Annotated in this window: 17 protein-coding genes; all 17 read left to right on the top strand. The window is 70.7% G+C overall.

The genetic code is table 11. The annotated features are described in order from the left end of the window. Window positions 1-1,218: fibronectin type III domain-containing protein (locus AC3RXZ_RS13695; RefSeq protein WP_491494370.1), on the top strand; the 1,218-nt coding region annotated here is incomplete at its 5' end. 56 nt (window positions 1,219-1,274) lie between these two features. After that, on the top strand, window positions 1,275-2,246 hold the full coding sequence (locus AC3RXZ_RS13700; protein ID WP_243231951.1) for an AAA family ATPase: 972 nt from the start codon (window positions 1,275-1,277) through the stop codon (window positions 2,244-2,246). Further along, on the top strand, window positions 2,246-3,508 hold the full coding sequence (locus AC3RXZ_RS13705) for a DUF58 domain-containing protein (RefSeq protein WP_491494371.1): 1,263 nt from the start codon (window positions 2,246-2,248) through the stop codon (window positions 3,506-3,508). Before AC3RXZ_RS13700 ends, AC3RXZ_RS13705 begins: the two co-directional genes overlap by 1 nt. Further along, the gene (locus tag AC3RXZ_RS13710; protein ID WP_491494372.1) at window positions 3,505-5,889 is read left to right on the top strand and encodes a transglutaminase-like domain-containing protein; all 2,385 of its coding nucleotides are present in this window, start codon (window positions 3,505-3,507) and stop codon (window positions 5,887-5,889) included. Before AC3RXZ_RS13705 ends, AC3RXZ_RS13710 begins: the two co-directional genes overlap by 4 nt. Next, a complete protein-coding gene (locus tag AC3RXZ_RS13715) occupies window positions 5,886-7,232 on the top strand; it encodes an RDD family protein (protein WP_491494373.1) in 1,347 nt (448 codons plus the stop codon). The genes AC3RXZ_RS13710 and AC3RXZ_RS13715 overlap by 4 nt, the downstream gene beginning before the upstream one ends. Beyond that, entirely contained in the window at window positions 7,229-8,044 is an 816-nt protein-coding gene (locus AC3RXZ_RS13720) for a PP2C family protein-serine/threonine phosphatase (protein ID WP_491494374.1), read from the top strand. Before AC3RXZ_RS13715 ends, AC3RXZ_RS13720 begins: the two co-directional genes overlap by 4 nt. Then, the gene (locus tag AC3RXZ_RS13725; protein ID WP_491494375.1) at window positions 8,044-9,429 is read left to right on the top strand and encodes an FHA domain-containing protein; all 1,386 of its coding nucleotides are present in this window, start codon (window positions 8,044-8,046) and stop codon (window positions 9,427-9,429) included. The genes AC3RXZ_RS13720 and AC3RXZ_RS13725 overlap by 1 nt, the downstream gene beginning before the upstream one ends. Next, the gene (locus tag AC3RXZ_RS13730; protein WP_491494376.1) at window positions 9,426-11,075 is read left to right on the top strand and encodes a serine/threonine-protein kinase; all 1,650 of its coding nucleotides are present in this window, start codon (window positions 9,426-9,428) and stop codon (window positions 11,073-11,075) included. Before AC3RXZ_RS13725 ends, AC3RXZ_RS13730 begins: the two co-directional genes overlap by 4 nt. 112 nt (window positions 11,076-11,187) lie before the next feature. Further along, window positions 11,188-12,693: an RDD family protein gene (locus AC3RXZ_RS13735; RefSeq protein ID WP_491494377.1), complete on the top strand. Its 1,506-nt coding sequence runs from the start codon at window positions 11,188-11,190 to the stop codon at window positions 12,691-12,693. A 52-nt stretch (window positions 12,694-12,745) separates the two neighbouring features. After that, the gene (locus tag AC3RXZ_RS13740; RefSeq protein WP_491494378.1) at window positions 12,746-17,260 is read left to right on the top strand and encodes a type VII secretion EssC family protein; all 4,515 of its coding nucleotides are present in this window, start codon (window positions 12,746-12,748) and stop codon (window positions 17,258-17,260) included. A 106-nt stretch (window positions 17,261-17,366) separates the two neighbouring features. Continuing rightward, the gene (locus tag AC3RXZ_RS13745; RefSeq protein WP_243231929.1) at window positions 17,367-17,660 is read left to right on the top strand and encodes a WXG100 family type VII secretion target; all 294 of its coding nucleotides are present in this window, start codon (window positions 17,367-17,369) and stop codon (window positions 17,658-17,660) included. A gap of 120 nt (window positions 17,661-17,780) precedes the next feature. After that, window positions 17,781-18,005 carry a hypothetical protein gene (locus AC3RXZ_RS13750; RefSeq protein ID WP_243231927.1) on the top strand — a complete coding sequence of 75 codons (225 nt, stop codon included), beginning with the start codon at window positions 17,781-17,783 and terminating at the stop codon, window positions 18,003-18,005. 10 nt (window positions 18,006-18,015) lie between these two features. Beyond that, window positions 18,016-19,719: an ABC transporter substrate-binding protein gene (locus AC3RXZ_RS13755; RefSeq protein WP_491494379.1), complete on the top strand. Its 1,704-nt coding sequence runs from the start codon at window positions 18,016-18,018 to the stop codon at window positions 19,717-19,719. An 81-nt stretch (window positions 19,720-19,800) separates the two neighbouring features. Next, on the top strand, window positions 19,801-20,499 hold the full coding sequence (locus AC3RXZ_RS13760) for a WXG100-like domain-containing protein (protein ID WP_243231924.1): 699 nt from the start codon (window positions 19,801-19,803) through the stop codon (window positions 20,497-20,499). An 8-nt stretch (window positions 20,500-20,507) separates the two neighbouring features. Then, window positions 20,508-21,167 carry a hypothetical protein gene (locus AC3RXZ_RS13765; RefSeq protein ID WP_491494380.1) on the top strand — a complete coding sequence of 220 codons (660 nt, stop codon included), beginning with the start codon at window positions 20,508-20,510 and terminating at the stop codon, window positions 21,165-21,167. Beyond that, window positions 21,157-22,311 carry a hypothetical protein gene (locus AC3RXZ_RS13770; RefSeq protein WP_491494381.1) on the top strand — a complete coding sequence of 385 codons (1,155 nt, stop codon included), beginning with the start codon at window positions 21,157-21,159 and terminating at the stop codon, window positions 22,309-22,311. The genes AC3RXZ_RS13765 and AC3RXZ_RS13770 overlap by 11 nt, the downstream gene beginning before the upstream one ends. Continuing rightward, complete coding sequence (locus AC3RXZ_RS13775; protein ID WP_243231919.1) at window positions 22,308-23,195, top strand: hypothetical protein; 888 nt, start codon at window positions 22,308-22,310, stop codon at window positions 23,193-23,195. Before AC3RXZ_RS13770 ends, AC3RXZ_RS13775 begins: the two co-directional genes overlap by 4 nt. The last annotated feature ends 71 nt before the right edge of the window (window positions 23,196-23,266 follow it).

The raw sequence follows: 23,266 nt of genomic DNA on the forward strand, positions 1-23,266 counted from the left end.
AACCTGGCTCCGGAGCCGTCGAGCTGGAGTCAGCCGTCGCTGCCCGAGGTCCCGGCCGGGCCTCCTCTGCAACCCGCAGCCCCCACCACGTCATCTCTCACCGCGGTCGACGACCGTGCGCAGATGCAGGTCAGCTGGGTCGCGCCGAACGACAACGGCGATGCCATCGACGGATACCAGCTGCAGGTGATCAACGGGTCCAGCGTCGTGCAGACCATCGACGTCGCGGCGGGGAAGACCTCGCAGGCCGTCGTCGTCGACACGTCGACGACCGCGTACACCTATAAGGTTCGCGCGGAGAACAAGGCGGGCTGGGGCGACTACAGTCCCGCCTCCGCGCCGCGTCGCGCCGCGATCAAGCCCGACGCCCCTTCACGGCCGACGATCAGTGACTACGGCGACCGTCACCTCATCGTGAACAAGAACTCGTACACGCTCACCGCGGCGGAGCTCAACGGCGCGTCGGCGTCGGAGACCGTGTACCAGTACAGCCTCAACGGCGCGGGATGGCAGAGCAGCACCAGCTGGGACGGTTCGAGGATCAACGGCCTGAACAACGGCACCTCCTACACGGTGCGCATACGGGCCGTGACGACCGTCGACGGCGTGCAGTACACCAGCGACCCGTCTCCCGCGTCCGCCGCCGTGACACCGTACGGCCTCCCGCCGAAGCCGAACGTGACGGCCAGGAACAACGGCACGACCGTGACGTTCTCCTGGAGCCCCAACGGGGACAACGGCGCATCGACCGACGGTGCCCGGATCAGCATCAACGGCGGCGGATGGCAGTCGGTCAGCGCGAACGGCTCCACGACGACCGGGTCCGCGTACTCGAAGACGCACTCGATCGAGGTGCAGGTGCACAACAAGGCCGGCTGGTCGGCATCCGGCACCGCCTCTGCGCGGACGAACGATCCGCCCCCGCCGCCCGATCCGCCGAACGCGTGGGTCACCAACGGCGCGTACGTCGGATCCTCTGACTGCGCGGACGGCTGCCACAAGTTCCACCTGAACACGAACAGCACGTTCCCGGGCGGCTCGCACACGGTCCGCTGCTATAGCTCGGCGTTCCCCAACGGGTGGAGCACGAACACCTACAACTTCGGCGCGAACGCATCCTTCGATCTGTACTGCCACCACGGCGACATGCTCAGGAACCCGCCCCACCAGGTCTGGGTCGTCATCGACGGCAAGGCGTACGAGCGCAGAGACTGGTAGCTCCGTTCCCGGCCCCGCAGCATCCCCGCATCTCCACGACTAAGGACACCCCGCACATGACCATGACCCCCGAACAGGCAGCCTGGTTCCAGGGCACCTTCCATCGCCTCGTCGACAACGTCGACAAGGCGCTCCAGGGCAAGCGCGAGATCGTGAGCCTCGTGCTCGCCTCGATGCTCGCCGAGGGCCACGTGCTCCTCGAGGACGCACCGGGCACGGGCAAGACCAGCCTCGCCAAGGCCCTCGCCGCCACGGTCCAGGGCACGAGCGCCCGCATCCAGTTCACGCCGGACCTGCTGCCGTCCGATGTGACCGGCGTCACGATCTACGACCAGCAGGCGCACCGGTTCGAGTTCCACAAGGGACCGATCTTCGCGTCCATCGTGCTGGCGGACGAGATCAACCGCGCCTCGCCGAAGACGCAGTCCGCCCTGCTCGAGGTCATGGAGGAGTCCCGGGTCACGGTCGACGGCGTCACGCACGAGACCGGGCGCCCGTTCCTGGTGATCGCCACGCAGAACCCCGTCGAGCAGGCCGGAACCTACAAGCTCCCCGAGGCGCAGCTGGACCGCTTCCTCATCAAGACGTCGATCGGCTACCCCGACCTCGACGTCACCCAGAGCATCCTGGCCGGAGCATCCGACCGCAACCCGTCGGCGAGCCTGTCCGCGATCATCACGACCAGCGCCGTCGCCGACATGGCGGATCTGGCGGCCTCCGCCCATGTCGAACCCGCCGTGCTGCGCTACGTCGCCGAGCTCACCGAAGCGACCCGTGCCGACGGCAGCGTGCGGCTGGGCGTCTCGGTCCGTGGCGCGATCGCCATGGTCCGCATCGCGAAGGTGTGGGCCGCCGCCCACGGGCGCCACTACGTGCTGCCCGACGACATCAAGGCGCTGGCCCGCTCCGTCTGGCAGCACCGTCTGCTGCTGGATGCCGAGGCGGAGTTCGCCGGCACGACCGCCGACGTCGTGATCTCCCGCGTCCTGGACTCCGTGGCGGCTCCGCAGGCACGAGCGGCGGCGTGATGACCTCGGAGACCCTCCCGGCCGCGGCGCCGACGACCCGACGCGACGCCGGCTGGCGCGACATCGCGGCGGTCGTCGGCACGCGCCTCGGGGCGCGTCTCCGAGTGATCCTGGCGGCCATCCGGCCGCTGGCCTGGGTCCTGATCGGCCTGGGTCTCGGCCTCTGGATCGTCGGTCAGGTGTTCGGGTGGTGGGAGCTCGCCGTCGCGGCCGTCATCATCGGCGTCACCGTGGTGCTGTGCGCGCTGTTCCTCATCGGCCGCACCGAGTACGACGTGGCCCTGGACCTCGCCCGCACCCGTGTGGTCGTGGGCGAGCGCGCGGTCGGCGCGCTGACCCTCGCGAACCGCAGCACGCGAGCCATCCTGCCCTCCCGCGTCGTTCTGCCGGTGGGCTCGGGTCGCGGCGAGTTCGGCATCCAGCGCCTCGCCCCCGGGGAGCAGGCGGAGGAGCTGTTCGCGATCCCGACCCAGAAGCGCAGCGTCGTGAAGGTCGGGCCGGTCAGCGTGGTCCGAGGCGACCCCCTCGGACTGTTCGAGCGGGCCCACCGGCGCGACGAGCCGGTCGACCTGTACGTCCACCCCAAGACGGTGCTCTTCGACGGGCAGTCGCTCGGATTCCTCCGCGACCTCGAGGGGATGCCTGCCGCCGACCTCTCCCGTGACGACGTGTCCTTCCACGCTCTGCTCGAGTACCAGCCCGGCGACGACCTGCGCCACGTGCACTGGCGCTCGACCGCGCGCACCGGGGTCATGATGGTCCGGCAGTTCGAGGAGACCCGCCGCTCCCATTTCGTAATCGGCCTGTCCCGCAACACGGCGGAGTACGCCGAGGACGAGGAGTTCGAGCGCGCCGTGTCCATGGCGGGCTCGGTCGGCCTGCGAGCCCTGCGCGACTCGCAGCGCGTCGACCTGCGGGTGCAGGGGCGGGATCTTCCGGCCGGCACCGGCAAACAGCTGCTGGACTCCCTGTCGACGGTCGAGTTCTCCAAGCCCAAAGAGGGCGGCATCACCGAGCTCGCCGGGGTGATGGCCGCCACCATGCCGCTCGCCAGCTTCGTCGTGCTCGTGACCGGCTCCAAGACGTCGACCGAGGATCTCCGCGCGGCGTGCTCGCGCGTCCCCTTCGGGGCGCGGGCGCTGGCGATCGTCGTCGACCTGCGCGCCGAGAATCCGACTCTTCGCCGCATCGGCGACGCCGACGTCGTCACCGTGGCCGCGCTCGAACAGCTGCCCCTCGCTCTGCAGAAGGTGCTCGCATGACCGCCGCGACCACGCCGATCAGTCCGCGCCGTTACCTCATCGACCTCACGGCGTCCGCGCTCCTGCTCGGGGTCGCCGTCGTCGGGTTCTGGCCCACCTTCGCCTCGCCGAGCTATCTCCCCGCTGCCGTCGGCGCGGTCATCCTCGGGCTCGGCATCGCCGCCGTGAGCGCCTGGCGGCGGTGGGGCATCCTCATCATCGCCGGACTCACGATCGCGGCCTACTTCGTCTTCGGCGGCGCGCTGGCGCTGCCCTTCACGACGATCGTGGGCTTCATCCCGACCGTCGACACGCTCCAGCGGCTCGCGGTCGGCACCATCACCTCATGGAAGCAGCTGCTGACCACGGTCGCTCCCGTCGCGGTGTCGGACGGCCACCTCCTCGTGCCGTTCCTGCTCCTTCTCACGGCGAGCGTGCTCACCGGGTCCCTCGCGCTGCGACTGAACCACGCGGGCTGGGCGCTGATCCCGGCCGGTGCGGCCGTGATGTTCGGCATCGCCCTGGGCGTGCCGTCGCCCGCCGCGCCGCTCGTGCAGGGCGCCGTGTTCGCGCTGGTCAGCGTCGGCTGGCTGTCGCTGCGCCAGATCTGGGCACCGCAGAACGCCGCCGTCTCGGTCGGCGAGGTCGACCCGACCCGCGCCGCTCACATGCGCTGGCGGCGGATCGGGGCGGGTGCCGCCGTGCTCGTCGTCGCCACCGGCGCCGGGGTCGCCACGAGCGCCGTGGCGCAACCGGCCGCCCCGCGCCATGTCTTCCGCGACACCATCATCCCTCCGTTCAACATCCGCGAGTACCCCAGCCCGCTGCAGTCCCACCGCAAGATCGTGCGCGACCACCTGGAGGACACGCTCTTCACCGTCAAGGGCCTGCCCGAGGGGTCGCGCGTCCGCCTCGCGGCGATGGACGACTTCAACGGCCAGGTGTACAACGTCTCGGACGCCGGCACCGGCTCGTCGGGGGCGTTCACGCCGTTGCGCGGCAACATGTCCGTCGACGCCGAGGGGGCGCGCGCGACGCTGCAGTTCGAGATCGGCGAGTACGAGGAGGTCTGGATCCCGATCGCCGGGCAGGTGAACGAGCTCGACTTCACCGGCGGCCGCGCCGAGGAGCTCCGCCGTGCGACGTACTACAACGAGGCGAGCGCGACCGCGATCTCGACGGTGCCGCTGACCGAAGGGGACACCTACACGATCGAGACCACGCTGCCGGCCGAGCGTAAGGACGAGGATCTCGCCGAAGCCGAGTTCGGCGAGATCTCGATGCCCAAGCAGAGCAACGTGCCCGAAGAGCTGACGACCCTCGCCGCCGAGACGACCGAGGACGCCGAGACGCCGATCGAGAAGGTCGCGGCGCTCGAGACCTTCCTCGCCGAAGGCGGCTTCTTCAGTCACGGTCTGGAGGGCGAGGTCATCTCCCGCGCCGGGCACACCTCCGAGCGGATCTCGACGCTGATCGGCGGCGACCAGATGATCGGCGACGACGAGCAGTACGCGGTCGCCATGGCGCTTCTCGCGCGGGAGCTCGACATCCCCGCCCGTGTCGTCATGGGGTTCTACCCAGACGAGGAGGACGCAGCGTCGGCGACGTTCGCGGCGAGCGGGGATGACCTGCACGCCTGGGTCGAGGTCAACTTCGCAGGCCACGGCTGGGTCGCCTTCGACCCCACGCCGCCCGAGGACAAGGTCCCGAACGACCAGAACACCAAACCGCGCGCCGACCCCAAGCCGCAGGTGCTGCAGCCGCCGCCCCCGCCGCAGGAGCCGGTGGATCTGCCCCCGACGCTTCCGGACGACCGCGAGGCGGAGGAGGACGACTTCAACCTCGCCGGCCTCATCGGCACGATCCTCGCGATCGGCGGCATCTCGCTCGGCATCATCGCCCTTCTCGCGTCGCCGTTCATCGTGATCGGCGCATGGAAGGCCGCCCGTCGTCGTGCGCGACGCGCGGCGGAGCGCACCGCCGACCGGATCAGCGGCGGATGGGACGAGCTCACCGACCGCGCCGTCGACTACGGCGCGCGGATCACCCCTGGGGCCACGCGTGCCGAGGAGGCGGGGCAGGTCGTCGAGGCCCTCACGGTGCCCGCGGTGACCGTGCTCGCCCAGCGGGCCGATGCCGAGGTGTTCGGACCGAGCGAGCCGACGCCCGAGCAGGTGGACGCGTTCTGGGCAGAGGTCGACGGCATCGTCGGGGGGCTCAGCAGAGATGCCGGCTTCTTCACGCGCCTGAAGGCCCGGCTGAGCCTGCGCTCGCTGCTCAAGGATTCGTCGCTGGCCGAACGCTTCCAGGGATTGAAGGATGCCGCGACCGCGCGCGTTCGGCGAGAACCTGGCACCATCGACAAGAACAGTTCCCCGACATCCGAGAGCGAGAGCGCATGACGATGCTTCCCTTCGGGCAGATCGCCCCGATCTCCCGACGCGCCGTGGCGTACGTGCTCGACGCCCTCATCGCCGCCGGTCTCGCGATCGTGCTGAGCGGCATCCTCGTCACCATCGCGGTGCTCAGCGGCAGCGTCGAGGGCATGCTGCTGGTCCTCGCGATCGGCGCCCCGGTCGTCGTCGCGTTGGAGATCGGCTGGCTGCTGGTCTACACGTACATGCAGGTCGGCGCCGGCTCCATCGGCATGCGCGCCCAGGGCGTGCGCCTGGTGGATGCCGCGACCGGCGACTCGATCGGATTCGGCCGCGCACTGCTGCGCAACGTGATCTTCTGGCTGGCCGGTTCGATCGTGGTCGGCTACTTCACCCCGCTCTTCGACGGCACCGGCCGCTACCAGGGGTGGCACGACAAAGTGGCGAAGACGCTCGTGATCGATGCGCGGGTCTCCGCGCCGACCGCCCCGGTGACGCAGGCCATGCCGCTGCCTCCGGTGCCCGAGGCCGGTGGCTTCGGCGGGCAGCCCCCGCTGTCCCCGGGGTACCCCGCGCCGCCGGCGGGCCAGCCGTTGCCGCAGCAGCCCGCGGGCCAGCCGTTCCCGCAGTCGCCCGCACCGGCTCTGCCGTTCGGGAACCCGGCCCCGGCACAGCCGTCGTTCGCCGCTCCCGCGCCGCCGCTGCCCGAAACGGCACCGGCCGCTCCGGATCTCTCGTCGAGCGCCCTGGACGAGACGATCGTCCCGCCGCGTCCGCCGCTGCCCGTGACGCCCGAGCCCGCGCCTCAGTTGCCTGCGGACTCGTCCCTCATCGCGTTCGTGCCCGGCATCACGCAGGACGCTCCGCTCCGCCCCGCGCCGGCGGCGCCGGCCGAAGCGCCGTTCGAGGAGGAGGCAGCAGCTGCCGCGCCCGAGACCGCCGAGACGCCCGTCCCGGCATCCGGGACTTCCGTGCAGACGCCCGCCGCGGCGGCTATCACGCCCGCCGAGGACGACGACGTCGAACAGACCCGGATCAGCATCCCCGGCCACCGGCTCGTGTTCACCTGGGACGACGGGGCCCGCGTCTCGGTGTCGCGCCGCACCGTCTTCGGCCGCAATCCGGCCTCGGAGGAGGGCGCCGTCATCGTCCCCGTGCGCGATGAGACCCTTTCGCTCTCGAAGACCCATTTCGAGGCGGCGGCGGACACCTCGGGCGGATGGCTGATGGACCGCAACTCGACCAACGGCACCACGATCATCCGCGACGGGGTCGAGATCACCTGCACCCCGGGCGAGCGCGTGAGCATCAAACTCGGCGACGTGATCTCGATCGGAGACCGCATCGTCACGGTCGGGGGCTACGAATGATCCCGTCCCTCATCGTGTCGACCGGGTCCGCGACCCATCCGGGCAACCGCCGCCCGCTCAACGAGGACTCGCTGCTGGCGAGCGCCCCCGTGTTCCTGGTGGCGGACGGCATGGGCGGACACGAGGCGGGCGAGGTCGCCAGCGCCGCGGTCATCGAGGAGTTCTCGCGCTTCATCGGTCGACCGGACCTGACCCTGGACGACGTCCGCACGGCGCTCAGCCGGGCACGCGACGCGGTCGAGGCGCTGTCGACCTCCGGGAACGGACGCGCCGGGACGACGCTCAGCGGGGCCGTCATCGCCTCGGTGGACGGCATGGGCTACTGGCTGGCGCTGAACATCGGCGACTCCCGCACCTACCGGCTCTCCGGTGGGGAGCTGGAGCAGATCAGCGTCGACCATTCGGTCGTCCAGGAGCTGATCGACTCCGGAGAGCTGACCGCCGAGGACGCCGCGACCGATCACCGTCGCAACATCATCACCCGCGCCATCGGAGCCGGCAGCACCGGCGAGGCGGACTACTGGATGTTCCCCGCCGAACTGGGCGACCGGATGCTGGTCTGCTCGGACGGGCTGTCGTCGGAGCTCGACGACGCGCGCATCCGCGAGGTGCTGTCGACGGAGCCGGACCCTCAGACCGCCGCCGACCTCCTCGTGGACGAGGCCGTCAGAGCCGGGGGACGGGACAACGTGACCGTCGTGGTCGCCGATGCCGTACTGGTCGCCTCGAAGCCGGGGCGTCCGCTGCAGGCGGACGACGACATCGATGCCGACACCCGACCGAGGGAAGCCGCAGCAGGAGGGATTCGCTGATGCAGACGAACTACCGACCAGGGTCCTGGAACGCACTCGTCGTCCCTGGGGCGCTCGTCGCACTGCCGCCCGAGGTCCCGCACGCACTGGTCTCGACCCTGTGGGAGCGCCTGAACGACGAGCGGACGCTGGCCGCGGTCGTCGACGCCATCACCGACAGCGCAGGAGGATCGTTCACCGCGATGCCCCCGTTCGTGGCCGCCGTGCGCGAGGGGGCGAACGCCCGGGTCGCCGTCCGCGGCGACATCGTCGCCGAGGTCACGGGTTCCGATGGGCTCCAGACCCTCTCCGGCGCCGACGTGACGACCTGGAGCGAGCGCTTCATCCCGGGCGCTGACCGGGTCGTGCTGAGGCTGGCGGCGGATGCGGGCGAGGCGGAGTTGCCGGTCCTGGGCGGAATCGTCCGTGCGGCCGAGGTCTCGGCGGACCTCGAACCCGGCGACGGGTCTGCGGTGGAGGCAGCCGCGGGCGGCGCGGCGCCTGAGGTCGAGCCCGCGCCTGCCGCGGAAGCGGCGGCCGCACCCGCCTTCGCGGCGGCGGTCCCGCCTCCTCCGGTCGTGCCCCTCCCTGCGCCGGTGACGACCGAGGCCCCGTCGGCGCCCGAGGACGCGACGGCCGAGGAGACCGACGCGCTGGAAGAGGTCGACGGGACGGATGCCGGGACCGAGGAGTCCGACGAGGAGGCCGCTGTCGAATCCGAGGAGGCCGCTGTCGAGAGCGACCAGCCCGAGGAGACCTCCGCGGATGCCGCGACAGCGGCCATCGACGTCGATCCCGCGGCCCCTGCCGAGGCGTCCGACGACGTCGTGAGCGATCAGACGCTCATCCCGGCCGAGCAGACCCTGGGCAGCGACTTCGACGAGTTCCAGCAGCTGTTCGGCGACACCGTGCATTCCGTGCCGTCGGCTCCGCCCGCGCCTCCGGTGGCCGGCGACCATGACGGCGCGACGATCTCGGTCGCCGAGGCGCGCGCCCTGCGCGGCGACCTCCCGCCGGTCCCGCAGATCGAGCCCGAGGCCGCGACCGCGCTGATGCCCGCCGTCGGCGGCGGACGGATCCGGGTGTCCACCGGTCAGGTCGTGGCCCTCGACCGCACGGTCGTCATCGGCCGCCGGCCGCGCGCGCCGCGCGCGAGCGGCGCGAGTCTTCCTCACCTGATCGCGGTCGAGAGCCCGCAGCAGGACATCTCCCGCAGCCACCTGGAGATCCGGCCCGAGGGCGACACCGTCGTGGTGATCGATCTGCACACGACGAACGGCTCGACGCTGCTGCGTCCCGGTGCGGACCCGGTGCGCCTGCACCCGGGGGAGCAGACCCTCGTGCTGTCCGGAGACGTGATCGATCTCGGCGACGGCGTGACCGTCGCCTTCGAGGACCTCCCGTGAGCAGGCCCCCCTCTCCGCCGCCCGAGCTGCCCGGCTTCACCTACGTGGAGCCGCTGGGGACCGGCGGATTCGCGGACGTCTTCCTGTACGAGCAGCAGATGCCCCGCCGGCGGGTGGCCGTCAAGGTGCTGCTCGCCGACCGCATCGCGAGCGGCTCCGCCCAGGAGTTCACCGACGAGGCGAACGTCATGGCGATGCTGTCCACGCATCCCGCGATCGTCACCATCTATCAGGCGGGTGTCGCCGGCGACGGCCGGCCGTACCTGGTCATGGAGTACTGCCCGCGCCCGAACCTGCAGCTGCGCGCCCGCAAGGAGGCGTTCTCGGTCGCCGAGGCGCTGCGCGTCGGCATCCAGGTCGCCGGGGCCGTGGAGACGGCGCATCGCGCCGGGGTGCTCCACCGAGACATCAAGCCGGCGAACATCCTCGTCACGGAGTACAACCGTCCGGCCCTGACGGACTTCGGCATCGCGTCGACGACGGGGGCGATCACCGAGGCGACCGGCATGTCGATCCCCTGGTCTCCGCCCGAGTCGTTCGGGGACCCGCCGCAGAGCGGCACCCGTTCCGACGTGTGGGCCCTCGGCGCCACGCTGTACACGCTGCTGGCTCGGCGTTCGCCGTTCGAGCGCCCCGGGGAGCGCAACTCCAGTGCCGACCTGATCGAGCGCATCGAGCGGGTGTCGCTGCCGCCGATCGGGCGACCCGACTCCCCGGCGAGCCTGCAGCGCGTGCTGGAGCGGGCGATGGCGAAGAACCCGGCCGACCGCTATCCGAGTGCCGTCGCGTTCGCGCGGGCGCTGCAGAAGGTGCAGATCGAGCTGTCGCACTCGGTGACGCCGATCGACATCGTCGACGATCACCCGATCGAGCAGATCGAGGATGACGACGACGGCCTGACCAGGGTCCGCGAGGTCGTCAGCATCGATCCGGATGCCGGGTCGACTCGGCCCTCCGCGCTGACGCAGCCGTTCGCCGCCGGTCCGCTGGGCACGCCCGCACCGACACCGGCGTCCGAGATCCCGGTGTTCGACCTGCCCTCCGCCGGGACGGCCGCGGTGGACGAGACCGTGATCCGCCCGCCTTCGGGCGCGGCGGCTCCCGCCGCCGGCGCGGACGACGACCGCACTCTGCTGCGTCCGCCGCGCGTGCTGAATCCGGCCTCTCCCGCACCGGCCGCCCCGTCGGCCGCGGCACCCGAGGCCGCAGTGGACGCCGAGCAGAAACCGCGCCGCCGGATCGGCCTCGTCATCGGCGGGATCGCCGCGGCGGTCGTGATCATCGCGGGCGGCGTCGCCGGGATCACGCTCGCGGCGAACTCGCTCAACGCCGCTCCGGAGCCGGAGGAGACCACGGACGTCGTCGACCCGCAGGACGTCGTGGGAAGCATCATCCCGCAGGTCACCGACCTCGCCGGGGAGCGCAGCGGGTCCGAGGTGACCTTCACCTGGGCCAACCCCGACGAGCAGGACGGCGACTACTACATCTGGCAGCAGGTCGTGCTGTCGGGCGAGACGAGCTCGGAGAAGGCACAGGAGCCGACCGTGACGTTCACGCCGGAGGGCGAGGGCGAGGTCTGCATAGACGTCACTCTGGTGCGCACGGGAGGACGATCGTCCGAACCCGTCCGGGGATGCATCGACTGACCGGGCGGGCCCGCAGGGGCCGCAGCGACAAGCGATTCGACATGACACGACTCAGTATTCTTGACCTCGGCCGCAGACGGCGAGATGAGCGCGGGGGAGGGCATCCGACGGCATGATCTGGGAGATCGACGACAGCAGGCCGACGATCGAGGGCCTCGACGCGGCCGGACGTCCGGACCCCGCATATGCCGCGGCGCTCGGACTGCTGTCCGCGCCGTTCGGCCGCCGCGCGCTCGCGCTGGTGTGCGACCTCGGACTGTGGCTGCTGCTGCAGCTGCCGCTGTGGCTCGGCGCGATGCCGCTGGTGCTCAAGCTCGCGACGGGATCCATCTCGCCCTACGGCTTCCTCAACCACCCGGGGTTCGGGCTCAGCGTCGCCATGGCCGCCGTCACGGTCGGACTCACGCTGATCTACTCCGTCGTGCAGCTGGTCCTCCACGGACGCAAGGGCCTCACGATCGGCAAGGCGATCACCGGCATCCGGAGCGTGAACGTGCGAACGCTCGAGCGCCCCGGAGTCGGGCAGGTGCTTCTGCGCCTGATCATCGTGTGGGCCTCGGGCCTGGTGCCCGTCATCGGCCCTGCGGCGTTCCTCGCCTCGCCGACCTTCGACCCGGAGGGCCGCGGCCGCGGCTGGCACGACAAGGCGACGAAGGTCTGGCTCGTGGACGTGCGCAAGGGGCTGAACCCGTACGACGAGAAGCGGATGCGCGTCGCCCGCAAGGTCGTGAAGGCCGATCCCACCCCCGAGCGGTCGGAGCTGCCGTCGCTGGCCACTCCGGTGGGTCCCGGCCCGCAGCCCGCCTACCGGCCGGGGAATCGGATCAGCGCGGGCGTGCTCGGCGTCGCGCGGCCGCATCGATCCGACGAGCGTCCGGCCGTCGGCCTGCCGCAGGCTTCGGCCGCCGCTCCGGCGCCGATCGAGACGGGCAAGCCCGTGCTCGGCGGGTATCGGGGGGCGCGCGAGAGCCTCACCGGCACGGCGCCCGCCGGATTCCCGTACGCGCCGGCGATGCCGACGCCGGCTGCTCCGGTGTCCGCGGCCGCGGTCCCGAAGAACCCCGCACCGCCGGCGGACCCGCAACCGCAAGCCCCCGCGCAGCCCGCCCCGGCACAGCAGCCCGCCCCGCAACCGCAGGCCGTCGTGCAGCCGCAGGCCCCGGCGCAGCCCGCTCCGGCACCTGTGCGTGCCCAGCCGACGGCCCCCGAGCCGGCTGCGGTGCCGGCGGTCCAGACGGCATCACCCGCCGCACGACCGACCCCGCCGCCGGCCGAGCCGCGTCGCGCTCCCGCGGCCCGCTTCGGTCTGCGCCTCGACAGCGGCGAGAGCATCCTGGTCTCCGAGCCCGTCCTGCTGGGGCGCAATCCCGACGCGGCGGGGCATCCCGGAGCGCGACCCGTCGCGCTCGCCGACGACAGCCGGTCCCTCTCGAAGACGCATCTGCTGGTGCGGCCCGCCGAGGGGGGACTCGAGATCGTCGACTGCGGCTCCACGAACGGATCCGGGCTGGTCAGGGCGGGCACCGAGTACGCCGTCACGGCCGGGGCGCCGGTCATGACGACCGAGGGCGACATGATCCGGCTCGGCGACCGCGTGGCCGCCGTGATCCGGGTGTGAGCGTGAGCACGCAGAGGACGGCCCGCGGGCGCCGCGACATCGAGGAAGACGCATGAGACTGAAGCTGACCCTGCATCGAGCGGCGGGCGATCCCGTCGACATCGTGATCACGACGGACTCGACGGCCACCGCCGGCGACGTGGCCCGCCACGTCGCCGAGGCCGACCCGACCCGATCCGTCGCGTTCGCCGAGGGGGACGTGCTCACGCTCGCCGTCGCACCTCCGACCGGTGAGCGCCTCGTGCCGCTGCAGCCGGACGTCCCGATCGGCGAGGCTGCGGTGGGGTCCGGCTTCGCGGCATCCATCGTGAACTACGGCCCCGACTACGCCTCGGCCGACCGCCGGGACGTCGCAGGCGTCCTGGTCGCGACGGCGGGGACGCTCGCCGGTCAGGAGTTCCCGATCAGATCCGGGCACGTTTTCCTGGGTCGTGAGGCGGACAATGACGTCGTGCTGGCCGACCCGATGGTCTCCAAGCGCCACGCCCGGCTCGAGGTGGGTGCGCACATCGAGGTCGTCGACCTGAACTCGGCGAACGGCGTGCTCGTGGACGGCATGGCGGTGCAGCGCGTGCGGGTCGAGGAGGGCGAGCCGTTCGTCATCGGAGGCACGACCCTCGTGCTGCGCCTGGCGCGGTCGTTCGACGGGTCGGCCGTGGAGGACCCGATCATCGAACGCGGCGGCGGCCTGCTCTTCAACCGCAGCCCTCGCGTGGAGGTGCGCTACCCCGGGACGAACTTCAAGCCGCCGCGCCTGCCGGCCGAGAAGATCGGCAAGATGTTCCCCTGGCCGATCCTCGTAGCGCCGATCCTCATGGGATTGGCGCTGTACGCGCTGAACGAGAACCCGCGGTCGCTGCTCATGATCGTCATGACCCCGCTCATGGCGTTCGGAAACATCATCAACCAGGCCGTGCAGAGCAAGAAGAGCTCGAACCACGAGTTCCTCCTCTTCGAGCGGCAGTTCGAGCAGCTCGAAGAGGACTTCTTCCGGGGCAAGCCCGAGGAGGAGCGCGCGCGCAACGAAGAGGCGCCGCCGGTGGCCGAGATCTTCGACCACGCGATGCGGCTGGGCCCGATGCTCTGGACGAGGCGCCCGGAGCACTGGAACTTCCTCGGCCTGCGGCTGGGGTCCTGCCGCCTCCCGGCGCGCAACACGATCGACGACGCCGAGACGCCTGAGGGTCTGCCGGAGTTCATCGATCGCGTCGACCGCCTGCGCGAACGCTATGCCTTCGTCGACGACGTCCCGGTGTTCGACACCCTGGCCGATGCGGGCTCGATCGGGATCGCGGGGCCGCAGGGCCCCGTCGCCGACACGATGCGCGGCATCGCCGTCCAACTGTTCGGCCTGCACGCGCCCAATGACGTCGTGGCCGTCGCCTTCGCCGACTCGGCCTGGACGCCGGAGCTGGACTGGCTGAAGTGGATGCCGCACACGTCCAGCGAGAAGAGCCCCTTCCGCGACATGGCACTGGCGGATTCGGCTCCGACGGGGGCGGCGCTGCTCAGCTCCCTCGAGGAGTACGTGCGCCGCGCCGCAGGCGACGGACCGGGCGGAGAGCCGCGCGGTCCGTTCAAGGAGGACTGGAACCCGCTGCTGTACGGCACTGACGTGTCGCGCGCCGCCGGTGACCATCAGAAGACGCCGCCTGTCTCGGTCATCGTGTTCGTGACGGCCGACGCGCCGGTCGATCGCGGTCGCCTCACCGACGTGCTCGAGCGCGGTGCGGATCACGGGGTCCACGCGGTCTTCGTCTCGCCCACGGTCGAGTCGCTGCCGGCCGTGTGCCGCAGCTACATCGACGTCACAGCCGGCCTCGAAGACGCGCACGTGGGTCTGGTGCGCAACGGCGAGAACTTCGAGCACACCCGCGTCGAGGGCGTGTCCAATGCGTACATGCACATGCTCGCGCGCCGGCTCGCGCCCGTGGTGGACGCCAGCACCGTCGTGCACGACGCCTCGGACATCCCCAACTCGGTGATGTTCCTCCAGCTCGTCGATCCCGCGATCGCCGAGGACCCCCGCGTCGTGATCGAGCGCTGGCGGCAGAACAACACGATCGTCGACCGCACCCCGGCGCCGAGGCCGCGCCTCAAGAAGGCGGGCACGCTCCGGGCGATCATCGGCCAGGGCGCGAGCGACGCCATGGCTCTGGATCTGCGGATGCAGGGACCGCACGCCCTCGTCGGAGGTACGACCGGTGCCGGAAAGTCGGAGTTCCTGCAGGCCTGGGTGCTCGGCATGGCGGCGGCGCACAGCCCCGACCGCGTCACGTTCCTGTTCGTCGACTACAAGGGCGGCTCCGCGTTCGCCGACTGCGTCGAGCTGCCGCACTGCGTGGGACTGGTGACGGACCTGAGCCCGCATCTCGTGCGTCGCGCCCTGACGAGCCTGCGCGCGGAGCTCCAGCACCGCGAGCACCTTCTCAACCGCAAGAAGGCCAAGGACCTGCTCGAACTCGAGAAGCGGCAGGACCCGGAGTGCCCGCCTGCGCTGGTCCTGGTGATCGACGAGTTCGCGGCGCTGGCGTCGGAGATGCCGGAGTTCGTCGACGGCGTCGTCGACATCGCCCAGCGAGGCCGCTCGCTCGGCATCCACCTGATCATGGCGACGCAGCGCCCGGCCGGCGTCATCAAGGACAACCTGCGCGCGAACACGAACCTGCGCATCGCCCTGCGCATGGCGGACGAGGCCGATTCCCGAGACGTGGTCGACGACGCGATCGCGTCCACGTTCTCGGCGGCGATCCCCGGTCGTGCCATCGCCAAGACCGGACCCGGTCGTCTCGTGCCCTTCCAGTCCGCCTACGCCGGCGGCTGGACGGCCGACGACGAGGCCGCCGTGGCGGACGTCCGCGTCGCCGAGCTCCGCTTCGGCGCCACCGCGGAGTGGGAGCCCGACCGCCCCGCCGAATCGGATTCGCACGAGGAGGATCTCGGTCCGAACGACCAGAAGCGGATCGTTTCGACGCTCATCCGCGCCGCGGACGTCGCCGGCCTCCCCGCGCCGCGCCGGCCGTGGCTCGACGACCTGGCGACCGTCGTGGACCTGCGCGATCTGCCCAACGAGGGGGACACGCGCATCCCGATCGCCCTGCTGGATGTCCCGGAGAAGCAGCTGCAGGAGGCGGCGGCGTTCGTCCCTGACCGGGACGGGTCGATGGTGGTCTACGGAACATCCGGCTCCGGCAAGTCGACCGTCCTCAAGACGATCGGCACCGCAGCAGGCATGCGTCCCGACCTCGGACGCGTGCAGGTGTACTGCCTCGACTTCGCCACCGGCGCGCTCGGCGCGCTGTCGACCCTGCCGCACGTCGGATCGGTCGTGGACGGCGGCGACGTCGAGCGCATCCAGCGTCTGCTGCGCACGCTCGACGGGGAGATGGATCGCCGGGCGGCGGCCTTCTCGGCGGCCAGCGCCGCATCCGTGCAGGAGTACCGCGAGCTCGCGGACCCGAACATGCCGCGCATCCTGCTGCTGATCGACAACTATCCCGAGTTCAAGAAGGACTGGGAGGTGTCTCCGGGACGCAGCCCGTTCTACCGTCACTTCATGCGGATCCTCGGCGAGGGCCGCACGCTCGGCGTGCACGCGGTGATCACGGCGGACCGCGGCAACGCGGTGCCCAGCGCGGTCGCGGCGAACATCCCGCGTCGTGTCGTCCTGCGCATGGGCGATGCCAGCCAGTACATGTTGCTGGGCGCGCCGCGCGACGTGCTGGACGAGCAGTCCGCACCGGGGCGCGCGGTGATCGACGGGCACGAGGCGCAGATCGCCGTCCTCGGAGGGACGCCGAACGTGGTCGAGCAGACCAAGGCGCTTGGAGCGCTCGGCGACAGCCTGCGCGCCCAGGGGGTCCGGGACCTGCCCGAGATCGGCGCACTGCCGACGATGGTGCCGGTCTCCGACATGCCCGCCCAGGTGGACGGGATGCCGGTTTTCGGCGTCGCGGACGACACTCTGGCGCCGCGCGGGTTCGAGCCGCTCGGCTCCTTCGTCATCACCGGGCCTCCCGCCTCGGGTCGGACGAACGCGCTCAAGGCGCTCGTCATCGCCATGGAGCGGTTCAACCCGAAGGTGCAGATGTATCACTTCGGCAGCCGGCGCTCCGAGCTCAAGGACTTCCGGCCCTGGGTGCGCAGCGCCACGCGCCCCGAGGACGAGAAAGAGCTCGCCGCGGAGCTGGTCGAGCTCGTCGTCAGCGAGGACCCCGGCGGGCGCATCCTCATCGTGATCGAGGACATCCCGCACCTCTCCGACGGGCCGGCGGATCGTCCCATGCGGGCGCTGCTGCAGGCCATGAACAACAGCGACCACATGCTGATCGGCGACGCCGAGGTCAGTCGCGCCAGCGGCAGCATCGGCGTGCTCGGCGAATGGAAGGCCGGCCGGCAGGGAATCGTGCTCAAGCCGGACACGTACGACGGCGACGGCATCTTCAAGACGCCGTTCGGTCGCGTGAAGCGCTCGGACTTCCCCGCGGGTCGCGGCATCTTCGTGCAGGCCGGGCGTACGGTCACGATGCAGATGCCGTTCGTGCCGGACGCCCCGGCGAATGGGTAGGGGTTCATGGGTAGCGCTCCCCATTTGACCGGGGGGCATCGCCAGCTAACCTCATGTGTAAAGAGGCCGAGCGGCCTGAAGACGAAGAAAGCTGGAGGCGGATCTCATGGCCCACGATTTTGGTGCAACGTACAGCGAGATGGAGAGCGCGGCCGCGCGTCTGCGCGACGGACGCAGCTCTGTCACGGACACCCTCAAGGAGCTGCAGGGCGTCATCGACGACCTCGTGCAGGACGGCTTCAAGACCGAGAACGCGTCGGAGGCGTACTCCTCCGCGTACGAGGAGCTCACGACGTCCCTGGACGACGCGGCTGAGGCCGTCAACGACATGGCGCAGGCCCTCGACCGCATGGCCGACGCGATCCGCGACACGGACGCGCAGCTGGCCGGCGGCGCCTGAGCCCACGCACCCCGAGAGGTCGTGACGTCGGTGTGAGCACCGACGTCACGACCTCTCTCTTTGCAGGCGCCGCGCACCGCCGGCGCATACAATCGACAAGATGAACGGAGCACAGAGCCGATGAGCGGGTCGCAGCCCTACTGGTACAACCTGAGCACCCAGTCCGTCCAGCGCGCGGACGAGCGTCCGTCGGAGGACACGCTCGGACCGTTCGCGACCGCGGCGGAGGCCGAGGATTCTCCCGCCGTTCTGCTGGAGCACGCGCGCGCGTGGCTCGAGAGCGAGGAGAGCGAGCCGTTCCGCCAGATGGCCGCCGAGAGCGACGACGGCATCGACTACGCGTGACGGCGACGTCATGACGCGACATCGTCGCCGTGCGGCTCCGCTGGCCGTGCTGCTCGTTCTCGGGCTTGCCGCGTGCGCGCCCGCGCTGCCGGAGACGGTCGTCCCCGGTTCGGAGATCGTCGTCGGATGGACGGGGTCGCTCACGTCGACGAACGCCTCCGCATCCCCGACCGCCGGGAACGTGGACGTGGCCGAGATGATCCGCGCCGACTTCGGCGATGTGATCGACGGCGAGTTCGTCCCCGACGAGGGCTTCGGCGCGGTGACGATCGTGGGCGAGGATCCGTTCACCGTCCGATACGACCTCGCGGAGCCGGCGTGGTCCGACGGCATCCCGCTCGACGCCGCGGACCTGCTGCTCGGCTGGGCCGGGGCATCCGGCTACTTCCCGGATGCCGAGGAAGCCGATGCGGCCGAGATGATCCCCGAGGACGCCCCGGAGGTCCCGAGCATCGACGAGTTCGCGCGGTCGATCGACGTGACCTTCGCGCAGCCGCGGATCGACTGGCAGCAGGCGGTCACAGTTCCGGTTCCGGCGCACATCGTGGGACGGATCGCGTTCGGCGAGGACGACGACATGGCCGCGAAGCAGGCGGTCATCCGCGCCATCCAGGAGGGCGACGCCGCCGCTCTGGCGAAGATCTCCGAGGTCTGGAACACCGGATTCGAGATCGCAGACCCGGATGACCTCACCGCCGACAAGCTGATCTCCAGCGGCCCGTTCCAGGTGGACGGCATCGAGGTCGCCGATGAGCGGCAGAGCGTGGTGCTCGTCCCCAACCCCGGCTACCGCGGGCTCGTCACGCCGAAGGTGGCGCGGATCGACCTCGTGCCTCCCGGTGACAATCCGGTCGCGGCGATCTCCGACGTGCTCGATGTCGCGCAGGTCGCGCCGACCTCGGCCAATCGCGGCCCGATCCACGACCTCGAACGCGAGGACTTCGCCGTCGAGACGGCGCACGACGGGACGATGTGGTCGGTGCTCCTGAAGCCGTCGGGCATCTTCTCCCAGAAGGAGGCGCGGACCGCGTTCATCCACGCGGTGCCGGCGTCGGGTCTGGTCGAGCGCGGTGCCGGGGAATGGGCCTCGGCGTACACCGGGACCACCTCGATGGTCTCGGCCCCGGGTTCGCGGGCCTACGACATCGTCAATGAGGACTCCGGTTTCACCGAGATACTCGGCACGACGGACGATGAACCGGCCCTGGAGCGGGAGCGGGCCGGAGTCGCCGCGGGCTCGCGGGTGTGCGTCCTCTACGACCGAGGCAGCGAGTTCGCGACCGGCGTCTTCTCGGCCATGCGGGAGGCCGCGGCCGAAGCGGGCTGGGAGGCCGTCGACTGCGGTTCGGACGACTTCGACGCCGCCCTCGATCAGCGGCGCTGGGACGCGGTGATCGCCCGCGTGCCGATCCCGCGGACGCCGGAGCAGATCGCGGTGCAGTGGGGGAGCGAGGGGACGGCGTCCATCACTCGTCAGGCAGACCCCGACCGTGACGAGCTGATCGCTCAGCTCGCGCAGACGACGGACGTCTACGACGCCCGCGAGGTCCTCGCGCGGATCGAGGCGACGATCGTGCGCGCGGCCGTGGCGCTGCCCCTCGCCACGAACCCGCGCGTGACCATCGTGGATCGCGACGTGACCGGTGTGACGGCGCGCAGCGGTGTGGCTGCTCCGCTCACCTACGGCGCCGTGCAGTGGGAGACGGTCCCCTGAACGGTCCGGCATGGGTTGTTCTCCCCATCGCCGACCCGCGATGACGCCCTCTAGAGTCTTCTTGGAGGTCCTGCTGTGGGAATGATGCTGCCGAATGAGCTGATCTGGGTGATGGAGAAGCTCGGGTTCGACTGGCCCGACATCGACGAAGACGAGCTGCGCCGTGGCGCCGACATCGTCCGCGTGTTCCGAGACGACCTCGAGGACAAGCTGATGGCGATGGACCGCAAGGTCAACGGCGACATGGTGGCCGCTATGCGCGGTCAAGCAGGACCCGCGTATGTGAGCGCGTGGAACACGAACAGGTCGCAGAACCTTCAGAAGCTGCTCGACCTTCTCGGTCCGGCGCCGACCGGCATCGACATCGCGGCTGACGTAGTTCTCGGACTGAAGATCAAAGTGATCGCCGACATCACCACGACGATGATCACGCTCGTGGCGATGCTGACGAATCCGATCACGGCCGCCGGCGCCGGACCGATGCTGCTGCTGAAGAAGAAGCTGCTCAACGCCGCCGTGGACATCGCCGTCGAGCAGGCGCTGAACCAGATCCTGCCGATGGTGATCGAACCGCTCGCTGAAGAGCTGCCGGGTGCGATCATGGCGGCACTGGACTCCCCGGTGGTGGAGGCCGTGGCGGGTGATCCGGACGAGTTCTACGCCGACCTTCAGGCACTGGAGCAGGCGGAGGGCGAGATGGAGCAGCACGCCGCGGACGTCGAGACCTTGACCGAGCGCTTGATGACGGATCTGGCCGGCCTGAACATCGGGGGAGACTGAGAATGAGCATGAAGCCGGTAGTCCGGGCGATGAAGGACGCACTGGACGGGGTCCCGGTCCACGTGCGGCAGCTCTCCGAGATGTTCCGCAAGCACGGGAACGCGCACCGACGCAGCAACTCCGAGGTCAACGACCTCGACAGAGTGCCGCCGGAGCTGCGCGCCGGTTGGAAGACGGACAGTTGGCACACGCCGGACCGCGTGGTCGGCGCAGGCAAGCCGAACCGGCCGTATCCGGCCGAGTACCTCGATGCCGACTACATCCGACAGCATCTCGCGCGGTTCGACGGCGGCGCCACGCGCTTCTACCGAGCGGAGAGCCTCGGGAAGTACGGTCCTGGCAATCAAGGGACGACCTTCGTCTTCCCGACGAGCGAGATCGACAACATCATCGATCAGGCGGGCGGCGATCCGCGCAGGCTCGGCGAGATGCTCGGACTCGGCGAGGACTTCTTCGTCGATTCGGACGGCAATGCCGTGGACATCGTTCGTGCGGACTTCAGCTTCGAGGAGATCATGAACGGCAACCTCCGGATGCCCCAGGGCAACGAGGCCGGCGCGAATGCGCAATGGATCCCCGGCGGTTACCTCCCTGAAGGCCTGCCGGAAGCCGTCTTCAACGTGTCGGACATGGGCACGGGCACCTACACGCAGTTCTATGTCGATTAGCGCGCGCTATCCCGCCCGGTTCGAGAAGTTCCGGCTCGAGGCGCTCGGCGACCCCGCTTATCTCGGGGTCGATGAAGCACGGACGCGCTACGACGAGGGCCGGAGCCTCAACGTCGTTCCCGATCAGGATCCGCCGAGCTGGTACCTGATCGTCGCCCCGAAGCGGCACCGCTTCACGGTGACGTTCTACACGCCCGGCCGCACACCGCTCCGGACGGCGACCTGGGAGAGCGAGGGGGACGGTCTGTTCTGCCGGCGGACCGTCGACCTCTTCTATCCCGACGGCGACCCCGGCGGCACCGTGCCGTCGAGCGAGGTCGTCACCGTCACCCGGGAGATCTCGCCGGACGGAGTGATCGAGGTGACGCTGTCGTCCCCGCTGGGCGACGACGACGTCCGTACGGCATCCGATGAGCCCGTGGAGCGCTTCCGCACCGGGACCCCGGCGTTCGGCGAGTGGGACACGCTCGTCGCCGCCATGGAGCCGAGCACCGAACACCGGTTCGGACTCGACGCGATCGACGAGTCCCTCGCACTCGTGGAGGCCTCGGTCACGCGCTCGGCATCCCGCGGTGACTTCTCACGGACGGGCGGCGAGTGGCGCGTTCCCGTGGGCGCCCGCGACATCCTGAAGGGGCTCGACGAACTGCTGGACGGAACCTCCGGTGCAGGCCGCATCCCGGTCGTCGATCGCGGACCGCTGAAGATCCTGCCCCTCATGCTGCAGGATGTCTCGTCGGGCGGCGACGAGCAGCGGCGCCGGATGGCGACGCTCGCCACGAGCGTCGCCGACGCGCTCGAGCAGCGGGAGGGTCGCGGCATCGCTGCGGATCTCGAGGACTGGGGACCCGGCAGCGTGGCGTCGTACGCCGCCGCGGTGAAGGCTGCGCACGCCGTCGAGGCCCTCTGGTGGGAGTACGGGCAGACGCATGGCGTCGTTCTCGTGACCTCGGACGACGGCACGGGCTCCCGGTCGCTGGCCTTGCAGATCGTGCCGGTGAGCTGGGTCTCGGAGCGGCGTGCGGAGGGCGAGCACTCCGGGATCGACGCGCACTGGTCCTGGAACGACATCGCCGCGTGGCGTGACGCCGCGTCATCAGCGGATAGTCTCGGAGCAGGCCGACGAGAGGGTGAGGGCTCATGACAGGTGCGTTCGGGAACGTCGACGTGAAGGCCGTCCCGCGGGTGTACGGCGCCGGTGAACTCGGCGTGCTGTCGATCACCGCGCCGGGAGACGCCCACCCTCGCGTGGAGTACGTCGGCGGCGAGCTGTTCATCGGACTCGACCGAGCGGACGACGGGACGCCGGTCACACGAGGCGACGACGAGAAGGCGGCGCGACCGTTCCCGGATGCCGTGGCGACGGCCATCGCGGTGGCGGGCCGGATCCCGGCCCCGATCGGCGGGGTGATCCGCGTCGACGACGAGATCCTCGCCGCATCCGTGCTGTTCGACCGGCCGCGCACGGCGGCCGTGCCCCTGGAGGGGGCGCCGGTCGTGTTCGCCTTCGCGCGCGACCGCCTGCTGATCGTCGGGGAGAACGACGAGGCCGCGATGGCCTCGGCGCTGGATCTCGCCGAGGAGCTGTACGAAGCCGGCGGTCCGCTCGTCAGCGCCCACCCGGTGATCCTCGCGGAGGGCGCATGGGCGCCGTTCCCGTGGCGGGAGAGGTTCCCGTCGCTTCAGATGCGCTTCGAGCGGGTGCTGCGCCTGTTCAGCGTGCGGGCGTACGAGGCGCAGACGGTCGCCCTGCGACGCCCCGACGTGCACATCGCGGACCCGAAGATCCACGTGCGCGAGGACGGCGTGACGATCACGTTCGCGGCTTGGCCGAAGGACACTGCGACGCTCCTCCCCGTGGTGGACAACGTGATGGTCGCGGATCCGTCCGGGGCGCTCAGCGTTGCGACGATGGAGGACTTCCTGGAGGCTGCGGGTGACGCGATCGTCCGCACCGGACTCTCGCCGGCGCGCTATTTCGTCCCTGGCGAGCCGCCCAGGGCGCAGGGCGACGCCGCGCACGCCTGAACGCGTTTCATGGGTTGAACTCCCCATCGCGTGTCCCGCACGCCGCGGATAGCGTCGAAGGCGGAGGTGGT

Source organism: Microbacterium cucumeris, from assembly GCF_058349845.2.

Coding starts and splice junctions, on each gene's coding strand:
- AC3RXZ_RS13760 (WP_243231924.1), top strand. CDS start 19,801: ATGATGCTGCCGAATGAGCTGATCTGGGTGATGGAGAAGCTCGGGTTC.
- AC3RXZ_RS13705 (WP_491494371.1), top strand. CDS start 2,246: ATGACCTCGGAGACCCTCCCGGCCGCGGCGCCGACGACCCGACGCGAC.
- AC3RXZ_RS13740 (WP_491494378.1), top strand. CDS start 12,746: ATGAGACTGAAGCTGACCCTGCATCGAGCGGCGGGCGATCCCGTCGAC.
- AC3RXZ_RS13755 (WP_491494379.1), top strand. CDS start 18,016: ATGACGCGACATCGTCGCCGTGCGGCTCCGCTGGCCGTGCTGCTCGTT.
- AC3RXZ_RS13775 (WP_243231919.1), top strand. CDS start 22,308: ATGACAGGTGCGTTCGGGAACGTCGACGTGAAGGCCGTCCCGCGGGTG.
- AC3RXZ_RS13700 (WP_243231951.1), top strand. CDS start 1,275: ATGACCATGACCCCCGAACAGGCAGCCTGGTTCCAGGGCACCTTCCAT.
- AC3RXZ_RS13725 (WP_491494375.1), top strand. CDS start 8,044: ATGCAGACGAACTACCGACCAGGGTCCTGGAACGCACTCGTCGTCCCT.
- AC3RXZ_RS13735 (WP_491494377.1), top strand. CDS start 11,188: ATGATCTGGGAGATCGACGACAGCAGGCCGACGATCGAGGGCCTCGAC.
- AC3RXZ_RS13715 (WP_491494373.1), top strand. CDS start 5,886: ATGACGATGCTTCCCTTCGGGCAGATCGCCCCGATCTCCCGACGCGCC.
- AC3RXZ_RS13765 (WP_491494380.1), top strand. CDS start 20,508: ATGAAGCCGGTAGTCCGGGCGATGAAGGACGCACTGGACGGGGTCCCG.
- AC3RXZ_RS13720 (WP_491494374.1), top strand. CDS start 7,229: ATGATCCCGTCCCTCATCGTGTCGACCGGGTCCGCGACCCATCCGGGC.
- AC3RXZ_RS13710 (WP_491494372.1), top strand. CDS start 3,505: ATGACCGCCGCGACCACGCCGATCAGTCCGCGCCGTTACCTCATCGAC.
- AC3RXZ_RS13750 (WP_243231927.1), top strand. CDS start 17,781: ATGAGCGGGTCGCAGCCCTACTGGTACAACCTGAGCACCCAGTCCGTC.
- AC3RXZ_RS13770 (WP_491494381.1), top strand. CDS start 21,157: ATGTCGATTAGCGCGCGCTATCCCGCCCGGTTCGAGAAGTTCCGGCTC.
- AC3RXZ_RS13745 (WP_243231929.1), top strand. CDS start 17,367: ATGGCCCACGATTTTGGTGCAACGTACAGCGAGATGGAGAGCGCGGCC.